At 62.1% G+C, this 17160-nt stretch carries 18 protein-coding genes and 1 pseudogene; 18 read left to right on the top strand and 1 reads right to left on the bottom strand.

Features of this window, described 5'->3' with window-relative positions:
* The first annotated feature begins 29 nt into the window (after positions 1–29).
* The 7 genes from C8K44_RS07145 (at position 30) to pta (ending at position 7542) form a co-directional block, all read left to right on the top strand.
* Positions 30–842 carry a taurine ABC transporter ATP-binding protein gene (locus C8K44_RS07145; RefSeq protein ID WP_109575058.1) on the top strand — a complete coding sequence of 271 codons (813 nt, stop codon included), beginning with the start codon at positions 30–32 and terminating at the stop codon, positions 840–842.
* Complete coding sequence (locus C8K44_RS07150; protein WP_109575059.1) at positions 835–1662, top strand: ABC transporter permease subunit; 828 nt, start codon at positions 835–837, stop codon at positions 1660–1662. The genes C8K44_RS07145 and C8K44_RS07150 overlap by 8 nt, the downstream gene beginning before the upstream one ends.
* A gap of 157 nt (positions 1663–1819) precedes the next feature.
* Positions 1820–2206 carry a nuclear transport factor 2 family protein gene (locus tag C8K44_RS07155; RefSeq protein ID WP_109575121.1) on the top strand — a complete coding sequence of 129 codons (387 nt, stop codon included), beginning with the start codon at positions 1820–1822 and terminating at the stop codon, positions 2204–2206.
* A gap of 23 nt (positions 2207–2229) precedes the next feature.
* Positions 2230–3630, top strand: coding sequence for an FAD-binding oxidoreductase (locus tag C8K44_RS07160; protein WP_109575060.1), 1401 nt, complete (start codon positions 2230–2232; stop codon positions 3628–3630).
* A gap of 45 nt (positions 3631–3675) precedes the next feature.
* Complete coding sequence (gene xsc, locus C8K44_RS07165; protein ID WP_109575061.1) at positions 3676–5451, top strand: sulfoacetaldehyde acetyltransferase; 1776 nt, start codon at positions 3676–3678, stop codon at positions 5449–5451.
* 67 nt (positions 5452–5518) lie between these two features.
* The gene (locus tag C8K44_RS07170) at positions 5519–6550 is read left to right on the top strand and encodes a YeiH family protein (protein WP_109575062.1); all 1032 of its coding nucleotides are present in this window, start codon (positions 5519–5521) and stop codon (positions 6548–6550) included.
* Positions 6550–7542, top strand: coding sequence for a phosphate acetyltransferase (pta, locus tag C8K44_RS07175; RefSeq protein WP_109575063.1), 993 nt, complete (start codon positions 6550–6552; stop codon positions 7540–7542). Before C8K44_RS07170 ends, pta begins: the two co-directional genes overlap by 1 nt.
* A 402-nt stretch (positions 7543–7944) precedes the next feature.
* Here pta and C8K44_RS07180 read toward each other — a convergent pair whose 3' ends face one another.
* Positions 7945–8181 carry a hypothetical protein gene (locus C8K44_RS07180; RefSeq protein WP_109575064.1) on the bottom strand — a complete coding sequence of 79 codons (237 nt, stop codon included), beginning with the start codon at positions 8179–8181 and terminating at the stop codon, positions 7945–7947.
* A 17-nt stretch (positions 8182–8198) separates the two neighbouring features.
* On the opposite strand from C8K44_RS07180, the pseudogene C8K44_RS07185 reads away from it, so the two are divergent.
* The 11 genes and pseudogenes from C8K44_RS07185 to trbH form a co-directional block, all read left to right on the top strand.
* A pseudogene (locus C8K44_RS07185) lies at positions 8199–8447 on the top strand (transposase); the annotation flags it as partial.
* Between the two features lie 430 nt (positions 8448–8877).
* Entirely contained in the window at positions 8878–9849 is a 972-nt protein-coding gene (gene trbB, locus C8K44_RS07190; RefSeq protein ID WP_109575065.1) for a P-type conjugative transfer ATPase TrbB, read from the top strand.
* Positions 9839–10216 carry a TrbC/VirB2 family protein gene (locus tag C8K44_RS07195; RefSeq protein ID WP_109575066.1) on the top strand — a complete coding sequence of 126 codons (378 nt, stop codon included), beginning with the start codon at positions 9839–9841 and terminating at the stop codon, positions 10214–10216. Before trbB ends, C8K44_RS07195 begins: the two co-directional genes overlap by 11 nt.
* On the top strand, positions 10209–10508 hold the full coding sequence (locus tag C8K44_RS07200) for a conjugal transfer protein TrbD (RefSeq protein ID WP_109575067.1): 300 nt from the start codon (positions 10209–10211) through the stop codon (positions 10506–10508). The genes C8K44_RS07195 and C8K44_RS07200 overlap by 8 nt, the downstream gene beginning before the upstream one ends.
* Before the next feature lie 12 nt (positions 10509–10520).
* Entirely contained in the window at positions 10521–12998 is a 2478-nt protein-coding gene (locus C8K44_RS07205; RefSeq protein ID WP_109575068.1) for a conjugal transfer protein TrbE, read from the top strand.
* Between the two features lie 25 nt (positions 12999–13023).
* A complete protein-coding gene (gene trbJ, locus C8K44_RS07210; RefSeq protein ID WP_245417406.1) occupies positions 13024–13779 on the top strand; it encodes a P-type conjugative transfer protein TrbJ in 756 nt (251 codons plus the stop codon).
* Positions 13780–13787: 8 nt separating this feature from the next.
* Positions 13788–14000 (top strand): entry exclusion protein TrbK, encoded by a 213-nt coding sequence (trbK, locus tag C8K44_RS07215; RefSeq protein ID WP_109575070.1) that lies wholly within the window; start codon positions 13788–13790, stop codon positions 13998–14000.
* On the top strand, positions 13982–15172 hold the full coding sequence (trbL, locus tag C8K44_RS07220; protein WP_109575071.1) for a P-type conjugative transfer protein TrbL: 1191 nt from the start codon (positions 13982–13984) through the stop codon (positions 15170–15172). The genes trbK and trbL overlap by 19 nt, the downstream gene beginning before the upstream one ends.
* 17 nt (positions 15173–15189) lie before the next feature.
* Positions 15190–15852 (top strand): conjugal transfer protein TrbF, encoded by a 663-nt coding sequence (locus C8K44_RS07225; protein WP_067969568.1) that lies wholly within the window; start codon positions 15190–15192, stop codon positions 15850–15852.
* Positions 15849–16721: a P-type conjugative transfer protein TrbG gene (gene trbG / locus C8K44_RS07230; RefSeq protein WP_245417395.1), complete on the top strand. Its 873-nt coding sequence runs from the start codon at positions 15849–15851 to the stop codon at positions 16719–16721. Before C8K44_RS07225 ends, trbG begins: the two co-directional genes overlap by 4 nt.
* Before the next feature lies 1 nt (position 16722).
* A complete protein-coding gene (gene trbH / locus C8K44_RS07235) occupies positions 16723–17157 on the top strand; it encodes a conjugal transfer protein TrbH (protein ID WP_109575072.1) in 435 nt (144 codons plus the stop codon).
* Positions 17158–17160: the final 3 nt, after the last annotated feature.

Consider the following 17160-nt stretch of genomic DNA (forward strand, 5'->3'; position numbering starts at 1 on the left):
GCTGCATCTGTTGTGAAAGGCTCGACGCGATGGAAACCCTCAACGTCAGCAATGTCAGCCTGACCTATCCAGGCCTCTATTCCGACCAGGCGGTGATCGCCCTCAAGGGCGTCAACCTGGAGGTCAAGAGCGGCGATTTCGTCGTCGCGCTCGGCGCGTCCGGCTGTGGCAAGACAACTTTGCTCAACCTCATGGCCGGCTTCATGGCGCCTTCGGCCGGCGACATCACGCTTGGCGGACGCCAGGTGGTCGGCCCGGGCGCCGACCGAGGCGTGGTCTTCCAGAAGCATGCGCTGCTGCCCTGGCTCAACGTCATCGACAACACCGAATTCGGGCTCAAGCTGCGTGGCGTCGACAAGGCGACCCGGCGCGAACTCGCCACCAAGAACCTGGCTCTTGTCGGATTGCAGGACTTTCACCGCCACATGATCTACCACCTGTCGGGCGGCATGCAGCAACGCGTGGGCATTGCTCGAGCGCTGACCTGCGATCCGGCGATGCTGTTGATGGACGAGCCGATGGCGGCACTCGACGCGCTGACCCGCGAGACCATCCAGGAGCTCTTGCTCAAGGTCTGGCAACTCACCAACAAGATGTTCTTCTTCATCACCCACAGCGTCGAAGAAGCGCTGTTTCTTGGCTCCCGGCTGATCGTCATGTCGCCGCGTCCGGGCCGCATCACCCACACCTACGAGCTCGATTTCAATCGGCGCTTCCTCGAGGAGGGCAACGCACGTGCAATCAAGTCCAGCCGCGATTTCATCGACATGCGCGAACAAATCCTCGGCATCATCTATGGCGACGAGCGCCAGTCCGGCAATCCGGAACTCATCCATGCTTGAGAGCATTTCCCGAGCCAAATCCGCGCGTCCCGGCAAGATCTACGGCGCGCCCGGCGAAGGCATGAGCGGGCACATCAGCCTCATCACCGCGCTCGTTCTCTTCGGCCTGTGGCTGATGGTCACCGAAATGGGCTGGGTCAAACCCCTGTTCCTGCCTTCCCCGCTTGCCGTCTGGGACAAGTTTATCGTCGCGATGACCGAAGGCGTGTCCAATTCGACGCTGGTCCAGCACACGCTCGCCAGCCTTGGCCGCGTGCTCGGCGCCTTCTTCCTGGCGCTGGTGACCGCGGTTCCGGTCGGCATCCTGATGGGCGTCAACCGTACCGTACGCGGGCTGTTCGACCCGATCATCGAGTTCTACCGCCCGCTGCCGCCGCTCGCCTACCTGCCGCTGATCATCATCTGGCTCGGCATCGGCGAATTCCCCAAGGTGTTCCTGATCTATCTGGCGATCTTCGCGCCGATGGCGATCGCCGCCCGCGCCGGTGTGCGTTCGGTATCGACTGAACAGATACATGCCGCCTACGCCATGGGTGCCACCCGCTTGCAGGTCATCACGCATGTGATCCTGAAGGCAGCGCTGCCCGAGATATTCACCGGCATGCGCATCGGCATCGGTGTAGGCTGGACCACGCTGGTGGCAGCCGAAATGGTCGCCGCACACCGGGGGCTCGGCTTCATGGTACTAAACGCCGCCGAATATCTCGCCAGCGACACGGTTATCATGGGCATCATCGTCATAGGCATCTTCGCCTTCGCCTTCGACCTGCTGCTCCGCTACCTGGAGAAGATCCTGATCCCCTGGAAAGGCAAGATCTGATGGCAGAAAGCGCTCATCTGGCGACCTCGCCACCCGGCTAGGCCTGCCCTCACGATCAACCTGAACGACTTGAGAAAAATCAGCCGGCTTGTCCGGCAACGGCGGAGCCATGACCACAAGGCAATGCCGCCCGACATACGAGGACCACGATATGGCGATCACTGCCGACGACCTTGCCAGCCTGTTCGACGCCTTCAACCGACACGATATCGACGGTGTGATGCGCTTCTTCGCCAAGGACTGCGTGTTCAACGGCGTCGCCGGCCCGGAGGTGTATGGAACACGCTTCATCGGCGCAGAGCAGATCGCCGCAGCCTTTACCGGCGTGTGGACCACCATGCCCGACGCACACTGGGCCCATCACAGCCACTTCGTCCACGGCGACCGCGCCGTCTCTGAGTGGACCTTCTCGGGCACCAATGCCGACGGTAGTCACGTCGAAGCGGAAGGCTGCGATCTGTTTACGCTGGAAGGTGCCAAGATTGTGCGCAAGCAGGCATTCCGCAAGACACGGCCGCTGATTCCCTCGCGGGCCAAGAGCTGAACGCGGGTCGAAAGGATCGGCAGATGGAACATCAGCTTACGCGGCCCACCGCCGCTGCACAGCCCTTTGATCCGGCCTATGATCCGGTTCACGCGGCCAATCCGGGCGCCGGCAAGAATTACGCGCCGACCTACTGGATCGCCACCGCCGAAACCCCGCCCGAGGATGACGGCCCGGTCAATCACGACATCGACGTCGATGTGGCGATCATTGGTTCGGGCTACACCGGTCTGTCCTGCGCCATCCACCTCGCCAGGGAACACGGCATCAAGGCGACAGTGCTTGAAGCCAACGGCGTTGCCTGGGGCTGTTCGACGCGCAATGGCGGACAGGCGCAGATTTCGGCCGGGCGGCTCAAGCGGTCGCAATGGATCGAGCGCTGGGGCGTCGATGTCGCCAAGAAGATGCACAAAGAGGTCGCCGAAGCCTTCGATCTGTTTCGCGATCTGATAAAATCGCCCGAGATCGACTGTGACCCGCAGGATGGTGGCCATCTCTACATTGCGCATCGCGACAAGGTGATGCCTTCGCTGGAGAAGGAGTCCCGCCTTCTGAACGAGGTTTTCGGCTATGCTACCCGCGTCGTTGGGAGAGACGAGATCCACCGCGATTTCGTCCGCGACGCAGAAGCCAAGGGCGCGATGTACGAGCCCGACGGCATGGGCGTGCATGCCGCGAAACTGGCTTTCGGCTACCTCAAGCTGGCGCGCCGGCTTGGCGCCAAGGTGCACACCGCAAGCCCGGTGCTCGGTTGCGAGCACAAAGGCGACGCCTATCTGCTGCGCACGCCCGGCGGAACCGTGCGGGCACGCGCCGTCTGCATCGCGACCGCCGGCTACACCTCGCCCGGCTTGCATGACCTGACGAAACACCGGCTGATGCCGATCCTGTCCAATTCGATCGTGACGCGTCCGCTTTCAAGCAGCGAGCAGGACGCGCTCAATTTCCAGACGCGCATTCCGCTGACCGATACACGCACGCTTCGCCACTATTACCGCATGTTGCCCGACGGCCGGGTGCAGATTGGCAGCCGCAGTGCCATCACCGGGCGCGACGCTGTCAACTCTAGACATCTCGATCGCCTGGTCGAGGGCCTCTACCGCAAGTTCCCGATCTTGCGAGGCATCGAGGTCGACTACTCCTGGTGGGGATGGGTCGACGTCAGCCACGACATGATGCCACGCGTGTTCCGCCCCGACCACAACCAGCAGTTGTTCTACGCCATGGGGTATGGCGGCAACGGCGTCATGTATTCTGCCCAGGCCGGCCGACGCATGGCCCAGATGGTCGCCGGCAAGGGCGGCGCCCTCGACCTGCCAATCTTCACTTCACCACTACCCAGCCACGGCCTCCTGACCCCGTTCAGGCGGCTTGGCCAGTGGGGGATGTACCGCTGGTACTACCTCAAGGATGAAATTCTCTAGCCCAACCAGGCCGGAGCCCGACCCGATATTGAAAGGAACAAGATTATGAAGATGACGACCGAAGAAGCGTTCGTGAAGGTTCTCCAGATGCATGGCATCGAGCATGCATTCGGCATCATCGGCTCCGCCATGATGCCTGTATCCGACCTGTTCCCCAAGGCAGGAATCAGCTTCTGGGACTGCGCCCATGAAACCAATGCAGGCATGATGTGCGACGGCTTCAGCCGCGCTACCGGCACCATGGCCATGGCTATCGGCCAGAACGGCCCTGGCGTGACTGGCTTCATCACCGCCATGAAGACCGCCTACTGGAACCACACCCCAATGCTGATGGTGACGCCGCAGGCCGCCAACAAGACCATAGGGCAGGGCGGCTTCCAGGAAGTCGACCAGATGGCGATGTTCGAGGAGATGGTCTGCTACCAGGAGGAGGTCCGCGACCCCATGCGCATTCCAGAAGTGCTCAACCGGGTCATTGAAAAGGCATGGCGGGGCTCGGCACCAGCGCAGATCAACATCCCTCGCGACTACTGGACCCATGTCATCGACGTCGACCTGCCAAGTATCGTGCGCCTGGAACGGCCCTCGGGCGGTCAAAAGGCGATCGCGGAGGCGGCGCAACTTCTTTCGGAAGCCAAGTTCCCCGTCATCCTCAATGGCGCCGGCGTCGTCATCGGCGAAGCCATCCCGGTCTCGATGGCGCTTGCCGAGCGGCTCGACGCCCCGGTGTGCTGCGGTTACCAGCACAATGACGCCTTCCCCGGCAGCCATCGCCTTGCTGCCGGTCCGCTCGGCTACAACGGTTCCAAGGCCGCGATGGAACTGATCGCCAAGGCTGACGTGGTGCTGGCGCTCGGCACCCGCCTCAATCCCTTCTCCACCCTGCCGGGCTACGGCATCGATTACTGGCCGAAGAACGCCGCGATCATCCAGGTTGACATCAATGCCGACCGCATCGGCCTGACCAAGAAGGTTTCGGTCGGCATCTGCGGCGACGCCAAGCAGGTGGCACGCCAGATCCTCGAACAGTTGGCCCCCTCCGCCGGCAATGCCGGCCGCGAGGAGCGCAAGGCGGCCATCCATCAGACCCGTTCGGCCTGGCTGCAGCAGCTGTCGTCGATGGACCATGAGGACGACGACCAAGGCACCGAGTGGAATGCCTCTGTGCGCCGCCGGGAGGCCGATCGCATGTCGCCGCGCCAGGCCTGGCGGGCGATCCAGGCGGCGCTGCCCAAGGAGGCCATCATCTCGACTGACATCGGCAACAACTGCGCTATCGGCAACGCCTATCCAAGCTTCGAACAGGGACGTAAATATCTCGCGCCTGGAATGTTCGGACCTTGCGGCTACGGCTTCCCATCGATCGTTGGCGCCAAGATCGGCCGTCCTGACGTACCGGTGGTCGGCTTTGCCGGCGACGGCGCCTTCGGCATCTCGATGAACGAGATGGGCGCGATCGGCCGCAAGGGCTGGCCAGCGATCACCATGGTGATCTTCCGCAACTACCAGTGGGGTGCCGAAAAGCGCAACACGACACTGTGGTACGACAACAACTTCGTCGGCACCGAGCTCAACCCCAATCTCAGCTACGCCAAGGTTGCCGAGGGTTGCGGCCTGAAGGGCGTCGTCGCCGACACGCCCGCCGCGCTGACCGCTGCCCTCAACAAGGCGATCTACGACCAGGCCAACGGCGTTACCACCTTCGTCGAGGTCATCCTTAACCAGGAACTCGGCGAGCCCTTCCGGCGCGACGCGATGAAGAAGCCTGTGGCTGTCGCGGGCATCGAGCGTTCCGACATGCGCCCGCAACAGCGCGCCTGACCTGAAAGTCGGCCTGCCTGCTTCGCCAGGCAGGCCGAGGCTTGCAGCACATGACGGGAATGACAAGATGAACACCGCTGCCGCGACCCAACGCTTCAACGGCATGCCCTCCGCGCTCGCCACCTGCTGGCCGGGCCTCGCAGTGACTGGAGCCGTCGCCATCGCGGCCCAGTTCCTTTCGGATCACTACGGCGCGCCGGCGATGCTGATGGCGCTGCTGCTGGGCATAGCCTTCAACTTTCTGTCCGAGGAGGGCCGCTGCGTTGCCGGCATTGACCTCAGCGCCAAGAAGGTGTTGCGCATCGGCGTGGCACTGCTTGGAATGCGCATCAGCGTTGACCTGCTCGTCGGGCTTGGTGCCGGCACCATCTTGTTGCTGGTTTCGGCGATCGTCGCCACCATCCTGTTTGGACTGGTCGCGGCGAAATTGCTCGGCCGTGGCTGGCGCCTTGCCCTGATCACCAGCGGCTCAGTGGCCATTTGTGGCGCATCGGCCGCCATGGCGATCGCTGCGGTGCTTCCCAAGAACGAATTCTCCGAGCGCAACCTGATCTTCACCGTGCTGTCGGTAACGGTGCTCTCGACGCTCGCCATGATCTTCTACCCGATGCTCGCCCAGGCCATCGGCCTCGACGCACGCACCACCGGCATCTTCTTCGGCGGCACCATCCACGACGTCGCCCAGGTCGTCGGCGCGGGCTTCTCCGTGTCCCCAGAGGCGGGCGAGACCGCGACGCTGGTCAAGTTGATCCGCGTCACCATGCTGGCCCCTGTCGTGCTCATCTTTTCGCTAGCCACCCGCAATGTCGGCCCTGCAGGCGAAACCGGCGAGCGCCCGCCCTTGCTACCCGGCTTCGTCGTTGCTTTTCTCATCCTCGCCGCCGCCAATTCCTTCGGCCTCGTTCCAGAAGCGGTGTCGAAAATCGGCATGGAGGCATCCCGCTGGGCGCTGCTCGCCGGTATCGTCGCCGTCGGCATGAAGACCTCGCTGCGCCGTGTGCTCGACGTTGGAGGCGATGCTGTTGCACTCATCGTCGCCGAGACCGTGTTTATCGGCCTCTTCATCCTTGCCGGCATCTACTATCTGGGACACGCCTGATGAAACCGCTCGAGCGCATCCTCTTTGCCGCCAAGGCTTCGCCACGCCGCATCGTGCTGCCAGAGGGCGAGGACCCACGCATCGTCGAGGCCGCGATCCGGGCGAGACGCGAGGACATCGCCGCGATCACGCTGATCGGCAATCGCCAGATCATCGAGCGGGCTCTCGTCAACGCAGGTGCGGACCCGCTGGATTTCCGTATCGAGGACCCCGCTTCCTCTCCGCTCTCGCACCGCCTGGCCTCAGCCTATTTCGAACTGCGCAAGGCCAAGGGCGTCGACCGCGCGGCCGCTGTTGAAGCGCTCCGATCGCCACTGATCTTTGCTGCCATGATGGTGCGGGAGGGCGAGGCCGACGGCACAGTCGGCGGCGCCGGCGCCACCACGGCCGACACTGTGCGCGCAGCACTGCAAACCATCGGCCGGGCGCCAGGCGTCGGGCTGGTGTCGAGCTTCTTCCTGATGATGCTGTGCCAGCCCCATCACGCCAAGAAGGGCGCCTTCGTCTTCGCCGACTGCGGGCTGGTGGTCGACCCGGATGCCGCCGGTCTCGCCGACATCGCCCGCATGTCCGCCCGCTCCTACCAGGCGCTCGCAGGTGCGCCGGCCAAGGTGGCGATGCTGTCGTTCTCGACCAATGGCAGCGCCGCCCACGAGCGCGTCTCGAAGGTGGTCGAGGCGACCCGGCTGGCGCATGCCGCCGATCCTGAGCTCGTCATCGACGGCGAACTGCAGTTCGACACCGCCTTCGTCGAAGCCGTCAGCGCCTCCAAGGCACCCCACTCGGCACTGCATGGCGAAGCCAACGTCTTCGTCTTCCCCAATCTCGACGCCGCCAACATCGGCTACAAGATCGCCCAGCGCATCGGCGGCGCGGAGGCAATCGGCCCGATCTTGCAGGGTCTCGCAAAACCAGCCAATGACCTGTCGCGCGGGTGCAGCGCCGACGACATCTTCCACATGATCGCGGTCACGGTGCTTCAGGCGAACTGAAGCTGCAAGGCTCTTAAACAAAAGGCGCTCCTTGATTTGGGCGCGGAAACCGCACCAGTTTGCGATATCGGCTGCGGCGCTCATACTGTCGGCCGTGGCACAGAAATAGCCGGTCAGATCCGCCAAGCGTTGTGCATTGGTCAGAACTTCGACAACGACATCCTTGAGCGTATCCAAGAGCGTATGAACGGCGGCGGCTACCGCGCGACTCCTCGCGGTTTGCTGCCTGGCAGCGACGATGTCCCTGACGATCCTGGCCGACTGGGAGGTGAGGACGCAGGGCTGTGAGCAGCCCTGCGTGCCGACGATGTTGGACCGCCAGCCGATGTCGCCGTCACCAGAGGAGTATACACATCGGAACCCTGCCCGGCCGCAATAGACCGGGCGGGCAGGATGAAGTCTTCAGCCTGCGACGAGCTCGATATGGCGGCGAGCCTGACGCAGCGCGGATATCAGCCGGTTCTGGCCACGAACGAGCTGGGTCTTGGCGAAGCCGAGTGTCGTCGCGTCAAGGCCGTCGAGGTCGGCAGCAGCGGCGATCGAAGGCAGGGGCGGAATCGTCAGCGCCGGGTCGTGCCGGAAGCGGGATACGCGAGTGAAGTTGATCGGCACCAGTATGCGGGCCAGATCCTGGATCACCGTGTTTGCCTGCCCTGCTGCGACCGTCTTCGCCTCGATGCGAGCGTAGAAGCCCTCGAGCGCCTCGGCCAGTTCGGACGGATTTGACGGATAAGGAGTGGCGGCTGATCGAGCCTCACCTTCCCGCTGCCAGGAAGACTGGGCGGCGGCGCGTCTGGTCCATGCGGGAGATCGTCAACGGAATTTTCCATGTGTTGCGCGGCGACATCGCCTGGCGGCTGCAGCCGGTGAATTTTCCACCCTGGTCGACCGTCTATCGCTGGTTTGCAGCCCTCCGCCTCTAGCTGCCCCCTCATATTAGAGAAAGCTAAAAGTGGGCGTCGAGCAAGAGCTTTAGTTAAGCAACGGTTAACGAGATAAGCGCGTCGGCTTGTAGTCGGCACACCCGGCTGACTACGTTATCCGGCTGTAGAATTCTACACTCACCGCATACCGCGATCTGTGATGACTTCGCGTCCATACAGCACCACAGGCGCGAAGGGGTGGTAGCGCATGCAAAACATGGTTCTACTGGCGGCACGGCCCGCCAGTCCCGTCGCTAACTTGCTTGGACGCGCAACGCTAGCACGAACAGGAGCGATGCCGGCTGGACGAGACAGTGCCAACCCGACCAATCCCATGGCGTCGTGGCCACGTCCTGTCAGGTTCAAACCGCCCCAAGGTCGGGGTATCCGCAAGCAACATGAGGTATTCGACATGGCGCAACTTCGCTCCCATCCGCGTCTCATAGGTAAACTCCGTGATGCTTTCGGCCAGGGCCTCTGCGCAGCACTCGAAGACCAATCAGTCGTCGAGATCATGCTGAACCCCGATGGGCGGCTGTTCATCGAAAGGCTTGGACATGGGATTTCGCCAGCCGGCGAGATGAAGCCGACCACCGCCGAGATCGTCATTGGAAGTGTCGCGCACGCGCTCCGTTCCGAGGCTCATGAGGACCGCCCCATCATCTCAGGCGAGCTGCCGATCGGCGGTCATCGGTTTGAAGGTCTGCTGCCTCCCGTAGTCTCGGCCCCGACATTCACCATCCGGCGTCGCGCTTCGCGGCTGATCCCGCTTGTGGACTATGTGTCGTTCAACATCATGACCGAGCAGCAGGCAGCGGTAATCCGCAACGCGATCTCGTCGCGGCTGAACATCGTCATCTCCGGTGGGACAGGTTCAGGCAAGACGACCTTGGCGAATGCAGTCATCGCCGAGATTGTCGAAACGTCGCCGCAGGATAGGTTGCTCATTCTTGAGGACACGGCGGAGATCCAATGTGCCGCAGAGAATGCGGTGGCTCTGCATACCAGCGACACAATCGATATGGCCCGTCTGCTCAGAAGCACGATGCGGCTGAGACCTGATCGCATAATTGTCGGCGAGGTCCGAGATGGTGCTGCCCTGACGCTCCTGAAGGCCTGGAACACCGGCCATCCCGGCGGCGTAACAACGATCCACTCCAATACGGCGATGTCGGCGCTACGACGCCTCGAACAACTGACCGCCGAGGTCAGCCAGCAGCCGATGCGTGAGGTGATTGGAGAAGCGGTCGATCTCGTCGTGTCCATCGAGCGAACGCCGAAAGGTCGACGGGTACGAGATGTCATCCTTGTCGAGCGTTTCGCCGGCACTCAGTACCAAACAGAGATTTACGCTCATATCGAGGACCAGCGCCATGTCGCATGACCGTCACACCGTTTTCGTCATCGGCGCTTTCGCGCTGTCTCTTTCACTTATCCTGGCCGATCCGGCGCTTGCCAGTTCTGGAGGTGGCCTGCCTTGGGAAGGCCCGCTGCAAAGGATCCAGCAATCGATTACCGGACCCGTGGCGGGTTTTATTGCGCTGGCCGCTGTTGCTGTCGCCGGTGGCATGCTGATCTTCGGCGGCGAGCTCAACGATTTCGCGCGCAGGCTCATGTATGTGGTGCTGGTTGCGGGCATTCTGCTCGGCGCCACTCAAATCGTCGCGCTATTCGGTGCAACAGGCGCCTCCATCGGCGATGTCGACGCCTCCGCTGCTTCTTCCGAGACAGGGGAGGGGGATCATGACTGACATAGGGTCCAATCTCCAGCGTAACCGCATCCATCGTGCTCTGTCGCGTCCAAACCTGCTGATGGGGGCGGACCGGGAACTGGTCCTCGTCACCGGTCTTGCTGCAGCGATCTTGATCTTCGTGGTGCTGACGCTCCATTCGGCGGTGTTTGGGATCGCCGTGTGGATCGGGGTGGTTGCCGCACTTCGAACGATGGCGAAGGCCGACCCGATGATGCGCCGCGTCTATATCAGACACATCTGCTATCGGTCGCACTACCGGCCCACCTCTACGCCCTGGCACCGCTACTGAGGGTGATGAACCATGGCCGCACTTCGTCCCTTTCGACATTCCGGCCCGTCCTTTGCTGATCTTGTTCCGTATGCGGGACTGATCGCCAATGGCGTCATCCTGCTTAAGGACGGGAGCCTGATGGCAGGCTGGTACTTCGCAGGCCCGGATTCGGAGAGCTCGACCGATGCCGAGCGCAACGAGATTTCGCGTCAGATCAACGCCATCCTTTCGCGCCTTGGCTCGGGCTGGATGGTCCAGGTCGAGGCCGTGCGATTGCCGACCGTAGCTTATCCTGCAACTGCGGAGTGCCATTTTCCCGATCCCGTCACGCGTGCCATCGACGCTGAGCGACGTGCGCATTTCGAGCGGGAGAAGGGGCACTATGAGAGCCGGCATGCGCTGATCCTGACCTATCATCCTCCGACGAGGCAACGATCGGGGTTGACCCGCTATCTTTATTCGGACCCGGAGAGCCATGCCGCAACCTATGCCGACAAGGTGCTTGAAACGTTTCAGACCGCGATCCGCGAACTCGAGCAATATCTCGCCAACGTCTTGTCCATCAGGCGAATGGAAACGCGATCGGCCGAGGAGCGCGGCGGTTTTCTGACCTCACATTACGACGAACTGTTCCAGTTCATCCGCTTTTGCATCACGGGAGAAAACCACCCTGTGCGCCTGCCAGACATCCCGATGTATCTCGACTGGCTGGTGACGGCAGAGCTCCAGCACGGCCTGACGCCGATCGTCGAAAGCCGCTTTCTTGGCGTTGTTGCGATCGACGGGCTTCCGGCCGAAAGTTGGCCTGGCATCCTGAACTCGCTTGACCTGATGCCGCTGACCTATCGCTGGTCGTCGCGCTTCATGTTCCTCGATGACCAGGAAGCCCGCCAAAAGCTCGAACGCACCCGCAGGAAGTGGCAGCAGAAGGTCCGGCCCTTTTTCGACCAGCTGTTCCAGACGCAGTCGCGCTCGATCGACCAGGACGCCATGACGATGGTGGCGGAGACGGAGGATGCGATCGCACAAGCCTCCTCGCAGCTTGTCGCCTATGGTTACTACACGCCTGTCATCGTGCTGTTTGACGAAAGCAGCACTCGTCTTCGCGAGAACTGTGAGGCCGTGCGTCGTCTGATCCAGGCTGAGGGCTTCGGGGCGAGAATCGAGACGCTGAATGCGACCGAGGCATTCCTGGGTTCGCTGCCCGGCAACTGGTACGCCAATGTTCGCGAGCCGCTGATCCACACACGTAACCTTTCCGATCTCATTCCACTGAATTCGGTCTGGTCCGGCAGTGCTATTGCCCCTTGCCCGTTTTATCCGCCGGCCTCTCCACCACTGATGCAGGTTGCGTCGGGCTCGACACCGTTTCGGCTGAACCTGCATGTCGAAGATGTCGGCCACACCCTCATCTTCGGGCCGACCGGATCGGGCAAGTCGACACTACTGGCGCTGATTGTGGCCCAGTTCCGGCGCTACCCCAGAGCCCAGATATTCGCCTTCGACAAGGGCCGATCGATGCTGCCGCTCACACTGGCCGCCGGCGGCGACCACTACGAGATCGGGGCCGACAGCGATGTTTCGACAGGGGAGGGGGCAAGTTCAGTTTCGGCGCTCGCCTTCTGTCCGCTTTCGGACCTCGTCACCGACGCTGACAGGGCCTTTGCGTCCGAATGGATAGAGACGCTCGTGGCGCTGCAAGGCATTTCGATCACACCTGATCATCGCAACGCGATCTCAAGGCAAGTCGCACTTTTGGCGGACGCCCGCGGACGCTCGCTCTCTGATTTCGTCTCGGGCGTTCAGATGCGCGAAATCAAGGAAGCTCTCCACCACTACACCGTCGACGGCCCGATGGGGCAATTGCTCGACGCCGAGAGCGATGGCCTGTCGCTCGGATCGCTGCAGACCTTCGAGATCGAGCAGTTGATGAATATGGGCGAGCGCAATCTCGTGCCCGTCCTGACCCACCTTTTCCGCAAGATCGAGAAACGCTTGACTGGCGCACCGAGCCTGATCGTTCTCGACGAGGCATGGCTAATGCTGGGCCATTCGACGTTTCGCGACAAGATCAGGGAATGGCTGAAGGTGCTGCGCAAGGCCAATTGCGCCGTGGTGCTCGCCACCCAGTCGATTTCCGATGCCGAGCGCTCCGGCATCATCGATGTGCTGAAGGAATCCTGTCCAACTAAGATCTGCCTGCCTAATGGGGCTGCGCGCGAGGCAGGCACGCGTGAGTTTTACCAGCGTATCGGCTTTAACGAACGCCAGATCGAAATCGTCGCAACGGCAGTTCCCAAACGTGAATACTACGTCGCCTCGCCGGAAGGCCGCCGACTGTTCGACATGTCGCTGGGACCGCTCGCCCTGTCCTTCCTCGGCGCCACTGGCAAGCAAGATCTCCAACGCATTCTGGCCCTGAAGCGCGAACACGGCGCGGACTGGCCGATCTATTGGCTCGAAATGAGAGGAATTGGCCATGCCGCGGCATTTTTTCCATCCACATAGTCTGCAAATGGCCGGTACCGCGGTCATGTTCAGTGTCACCATGGTAGCGCCGGTCACAGGTCATGCCGGCGGCGTAACGGGCCAGGCGACCGAATGGACACAGCTCGCCAACAATGCCGAGTTGATCGCGCTCGTCGGCAAGTCGGCCGATCAGGTCAACAACCAGGTCAAGCAGATCACGCAATTGGCCGAGCAGATCCAGAACCAGCTCAACATCTACAACAACCTGCTCCAAAACACCGCCCGGCTGCCAAAGCATATGTGGGGACAGGTCGAAGGCGACCTTCGGAAGCTGCAATCCATCGTCGGGCAAGGACAGGGCATCGCGTTCTCGATGGGAAACATCGATGACGTGCTGAAGCAGCGCTTCCAGAGCTTTGCCGATTTCAAGACCGGCCTCGCCGATGGCCAGACATTTTCCGACAACTACCAGACCTGGTCGACCACGAACCGCGACACCATCGCTGGTACGCTGAAGGCGGCAGGGCTTACGGCTGACCAGTTCACCTCCGAGGAAGCGACAATGAGCTCTCTCCGCGCCATGTCGGAGACATCGGACGGCCAGATGAAAGCGCTTCAGGTAGGCCACCAGATAGCGGCCCAGCAGGTAGCGCAATTCCAGAAGCTGCGCGGGCTGGTCTCGCAACAGACCACAATGATGGGGACCTGGTTCCAGTCCAGACAGGCTGACAAGGACCTCGCCCAAGCACGGCGCGAGAACTTCTTCAATTCGCCGCTGCCCAATGTGCGGGGCGGCCAAATGATGGAGCCGCGCTGGTGAACGCTTCCATGCTCATTGGAATATCGATCGGCATCGCAATCAGCCTCTGCGCAGGCAGCGCCCTCTGGATGCTGCAGCAACCCTCTCCGGTGGATGAGGCACCCGCACCCATCTCGGAAAGGGCACGCAGGGAGCATGCTGAAAGGTTGTTCGGCGGAGTTCCCGATCGGAACGTGCGCGGCGGCCAGGAGATGAGGCCGCGATGGCAACCGTCAAGCTAGTCGGCAGGCATCAACTCGCTTTCGCGGTGATCGGTGCACTCCTCATCGCCTGCGCACCTGCGCTCGCGCAACAAGGATCTGTACTGACGACCCTGGAGAACCAGGTCGTGACGGCCGCGCGGGGTTGGCAAACAACGGTCATGAATGCCGCCCGTTCGCTATTCTGGATCCTCGCCGGCATCGAGGTTGCGATTGCAGCGGTCTGGCTTGCGATCAATACAGCCTCGCTCGACAGCTGGTTTGCGGAGCTCGTGCGCCGGATCATGTTCATCGGCTTGTTCGCATTCATCCTCGATCAGGGCCCGAGCTTCGCAAGAGCGGTCGTCGACAGCCTGTTTCAGATCGGCGCCAGTGGCGGATCGGCGTCACCCGCCAATATCTTCGACGCCGGCATCCGCGTTGCCTCGAAGATGTCTGAACAGGCAAAATTCGGCCTGTTCGAAGACAATGCGCTGGCGATAGCCGCCGTCTTCGCAATGGTCGTGGTGGTCGTCTGTTTCAGCCTGGTCGCGGCGATCTTCGTCGCGGTGCTCGTCGAGATGTATGTCGGCCTTCTCGCTGGCATGATCATGCTCGGCCTTGGCGGGTCGTCCTTCACCAAGGATTTTGCCGTGCGCTACCTCATCTATGCCTTCTCGGTCGGGATGAAGCTCATGGCGCTGGTGATGATCGCCCGGATCGGCTCGGAAGTGCTGATCGGCCTGGCAGAAGCACCGACGGCAAAGTCAGAACAGTTTGTCACCACGCTGGCCATCGCCGGAATAGCCGTCGTGGTGTTCATCATCGCCATGTACGTCCCCGCCATCCTTCAGGGTGTTGTGCAAGGAGTTTCCGTTTCCGGCGGCATGGAAGCGATACGTCATGGTGGGCACGCAGCGACTTTCGCCGCTGGCGGTGCCGTTCTTGGCGCAGGTGCCGTTGCGAGCGGCGCTACGGCGGCAAGTGCGGCCCGGGCGGGCGGCGCTTCCATGGCCGGAGCAGCCATGCGCGGCATGGCATCCGGGATCGGTAGTGCCGGATGGGCTGCGGCATCGGCGGCCAAGGAAAAAGCAATTGCAGCACCGGGAGCCCATGCCGGGTCTCTGCTCGGGCTCGCCAACGCCAAACTCGACCAGGGCCGGCCGTCCGGCAGGACCATCCCTGCACCACAGCCGCTCGATGAGAAGAACTAGCCCGGAAAGAACCCCTCATGGCCGAGCGCAAACCGCCCGAAAATCCCTATCTCGCAGCACGCCAGGAATGGAACGAGCGCTATGGCTCATATGTGAAGGCGGCCGCCGGCTGGCGTATCGTCGGCATCACGGGAATGCTCATGGCGGTGATCGGATTCGCCTATGCGCTGTTCCAGAGCACTCAAGTCAAACTAATCCCCTACATCGTTGAAGTCGACAAGCTTGGAACCTCGGCACATGCGGGCTACCCGCAGCAGATCGAATATGCCGACACACGTGTCGTCCGCGCCGCCCTGGGCAGCTTCGTCTCCAATTTCCGCAGCGTGACCCCGGATGCGGTCGTGCAGAAGCAGTACATCGACCGTACGTACGCGCTCTTGAGGACGTCAGACCCCGCGACCGAGAAGGTCAATGCGTGGTTCCGCTCAAGTTCGCCCTTCGACAAGGCCAGGACCGCAACCGTTGCCATCGAGGTCAACAACATCGTTGCTCTGTCACCGCAGTCGTTCCAGCTCGACTGGACCGAGTTCGAACGCGACCGCAAGGGCAAGGAGACGGCCGTGCGCCGCTTCCGCGGCATCGCGACCGTCACACTGACCCCACCACAGGATGAGGGCGTCATCCGGCTCAACCCTATCGGTCTCTACCTCCGCGACTTCGACTGGACCGCGCAGCTATGAAAGGCATAGCCCAACTCATGATCATTGCCACCAGACCCGTCGGTGCAACTCTCACCCTCGTGACCACGTTTGTCGCCGCACTCGCCGCCGCCGCTCCAGTCTTCATTCCGAAAGCCTATGCCGAGGGCATGAGTGCCAACGAGCAAAGGGGGACCGGAATTTCCGGGCAATGGCGCGGAAAGAAAGGCCTCGTCACCAAGGGCGCCGACGGCAAGGTGGTCTTCCTCTATGGTGAGATACAGCCCTCAGTCGTCTGTTCGCCGCTGCAGGTTTGCGACATCGAGCTTCAGGCAGGCGAAGCGGTGCGTGACGTATTGGTCGGCGATACGGTGCGCTGGAAGGTAGAACCAGCGACCTCCGGCGCCATCGGCGGGCAGGCGATCCACCTGATCGTCAAGCCGTCCGAACCGGATCTTGTTACGTCGATGGTGGTGACGACCTCGCGGCGAACCTACCACATCCAGCTGAAGTCGCATGAGCACCAATATATGGCGCGTGTCGGGTTTGAGTATCCGGAAGATGTGAGTGCGAAACTTGCCGACATGAACGCACGGCTTGAGGCAAGCCTTATTCCGGGCGCCGGTGTTCCAGCCGAGCAGTTGAACTTTGCCTACTCAATCTCCGGCAATGCGCGCTGGCGCCCGACGCGGGTCTATTCCGACGGAACCAAGACCTACATCCAGTTTCCGCGATCAGTCTCCGGTCAGGATGCACCGGTACTGTTCGTTGTCTCAGGGGGTGAGAACCGCGTCGTCAACTATCGGATGAAAGCCGACATGATGGTGGTTGACTATCATGTGGAGCGCGCCGTCCTTGTCTCAGGCGTCGGCTGGAAACAGGAGAAGATCACCATCAGGCGAGGGCGTTAGGATGCGCCGCACCTTTGCCGTTCTGCTTCTCACGTGCGCAGTTGCCGGTTGTCAGACGTCCACCGGCAACGGCTTGGTGGCCAGTTCAGCGCCGCCTGAGATTACAGGATCCGCTGCCAGCGCCATTGCGGGCGACATGGTGACCAAGCTTGCCGAGCAGATCGGCCCGGCCAACGGCACTATCATCATGAAACCTGACAGCTCGCCCTTCGGCCAGGCGCTTGAAGCTTCACTGAAAAGTTGGGGGTATGCTGTCGCCACGGACCAGAAAACGGACGGCCAGAAAGAGATCGCGCTTGCCTATGTCGTCGACAGCCACGAGGGGCAGGTACTGGTGCGCATGTCGACCAGCACGGTTGAACTCGGACGTGCATACCGAACGACAATGTCGGGTGCATCTCCTGCAAGTCCGCTCTCGGTCATGCGCCGCGGATAGGGG

Source organism: Aminobacter sp. AP02 (assembly GCF_003148805.1).
Classification (GTDB): domain Bacteria; phylum Pseudomonadota; class Alphaproteobacteria; order Rhizobiales; family Rhizobiaceae; genus Aminobacter.

Excerpts from the sequence above, each read along its gene's own strand:
- C8K44_RS07200 (WP_109575067.1), top strand. The coding sequence starts at position 10,209 with ATGACTGACATAGGGTCCAATCTCCAGCGTAACCGCATCCATCGTGCT.
- C8K44_RS07170 (WP_109575062.1), top strand. The coding sequence starts at position 5,519 with ATGAACACCGCTGCCGCGACCCAACGCTTCAACGGCATGCCCTCCGCG.
- trbK (WP_109575070.1), top strand. The coding sequence starts at position 13,788 with ATGCTCATTGGAATATCGATCGGCATCGCAATCAGCCTCTGCGCAGGC.
- C8K44_RS07225 (WP_067969568.1), top strand. The coding sequence starts at position 15,190 with ATGGCCGAGCGCAAACCGCCCGAAAATCCCTATCTCGCAGCACGCCAG.
- trbL (WP_109575071.1), top strand. The coding sequence starts at position 13,982 with ATGGCAACCGTCAAGCTAGTCGGCAGGCATCAACTCGCTTTCGCGGTG.
- C8K44_RS07160 (WP_109575060.1), top strand. The coding sequence starts at position 2,230 with ATGGAACATCAGCTTACGCGGCCCACCGCCGCTGCACAGCCCTTTGAT.
- trbJ (WP_245417406.1), top strand. The coding sequence starts at position 13,024 with ATGTTCAGTGTCACCATGGTAGCGCCGGTCACAGGTCATGCCGGCGGC.
- trbG (WP_245417395.1), top strand. The coding sequence starts at position 15,849 with ATGAAAGGCATAGCCCAACTCATGATCATTGCCACCAGACCCGTCGGT.
- trbH (WP_109575072.1), top strand. The coding sequence starts at position 16,723 with ATGCGCCGCACCTTTGCCGTTCTGCTTCTCACGTGCGCAGTTGCCGGT.
- trbB (WP_109575065.1), top strand. The coding sequence starts at position 8,878 with ATGGCGCAACTTCGCTCCCATCCGCGTCTCATAGGTAAACTCCGTGAT.
- C8K44_RS07145 (WP_109575058.1), top strand. The coding sequence starts at position 30 with ATGGAAACCCTCAACGTCAGCAATGTCAGCCTGACCTATCCAGGCCTC.
- C8K44_RS07195 (WP_109575066.1), top strand. The coding sequence starts at position 9,839 with ATGTCGCATGACCGTCACACCGTTTTCGTCATCGGCGCTTTCGCGCTG.
- pta (WP_109575063.1), top strand. The coding sequence starts at position 6,550 with ATGAAACCGCTCGAGCGCATCCTCTTTGCCGCCAAGGCTTCGCCACGC.
- C8K44_RS07205 (WP_109575068.1), top strand. The coding sequence starts at position 10,521 with ATGGCCGCACTTCGTCCCTTTCGACATTCCGGCCCGTCCTTTGCTGAT.
- C8K44_RS07150 (WP_109575059.1), top strand. The coding sequence starts at position 835 with ATGCTTGAGAGCATTTCCCGAGCCAAATCCGCGCGTCCCGGCAAGATC.
- xsc (WP_109575061.1), top strand. The coding sequence starts at position 3,676 with ATGAAGATGACGACCGAAGAAGCGTTCGTGAAGGTTCTCCAGATGCAT.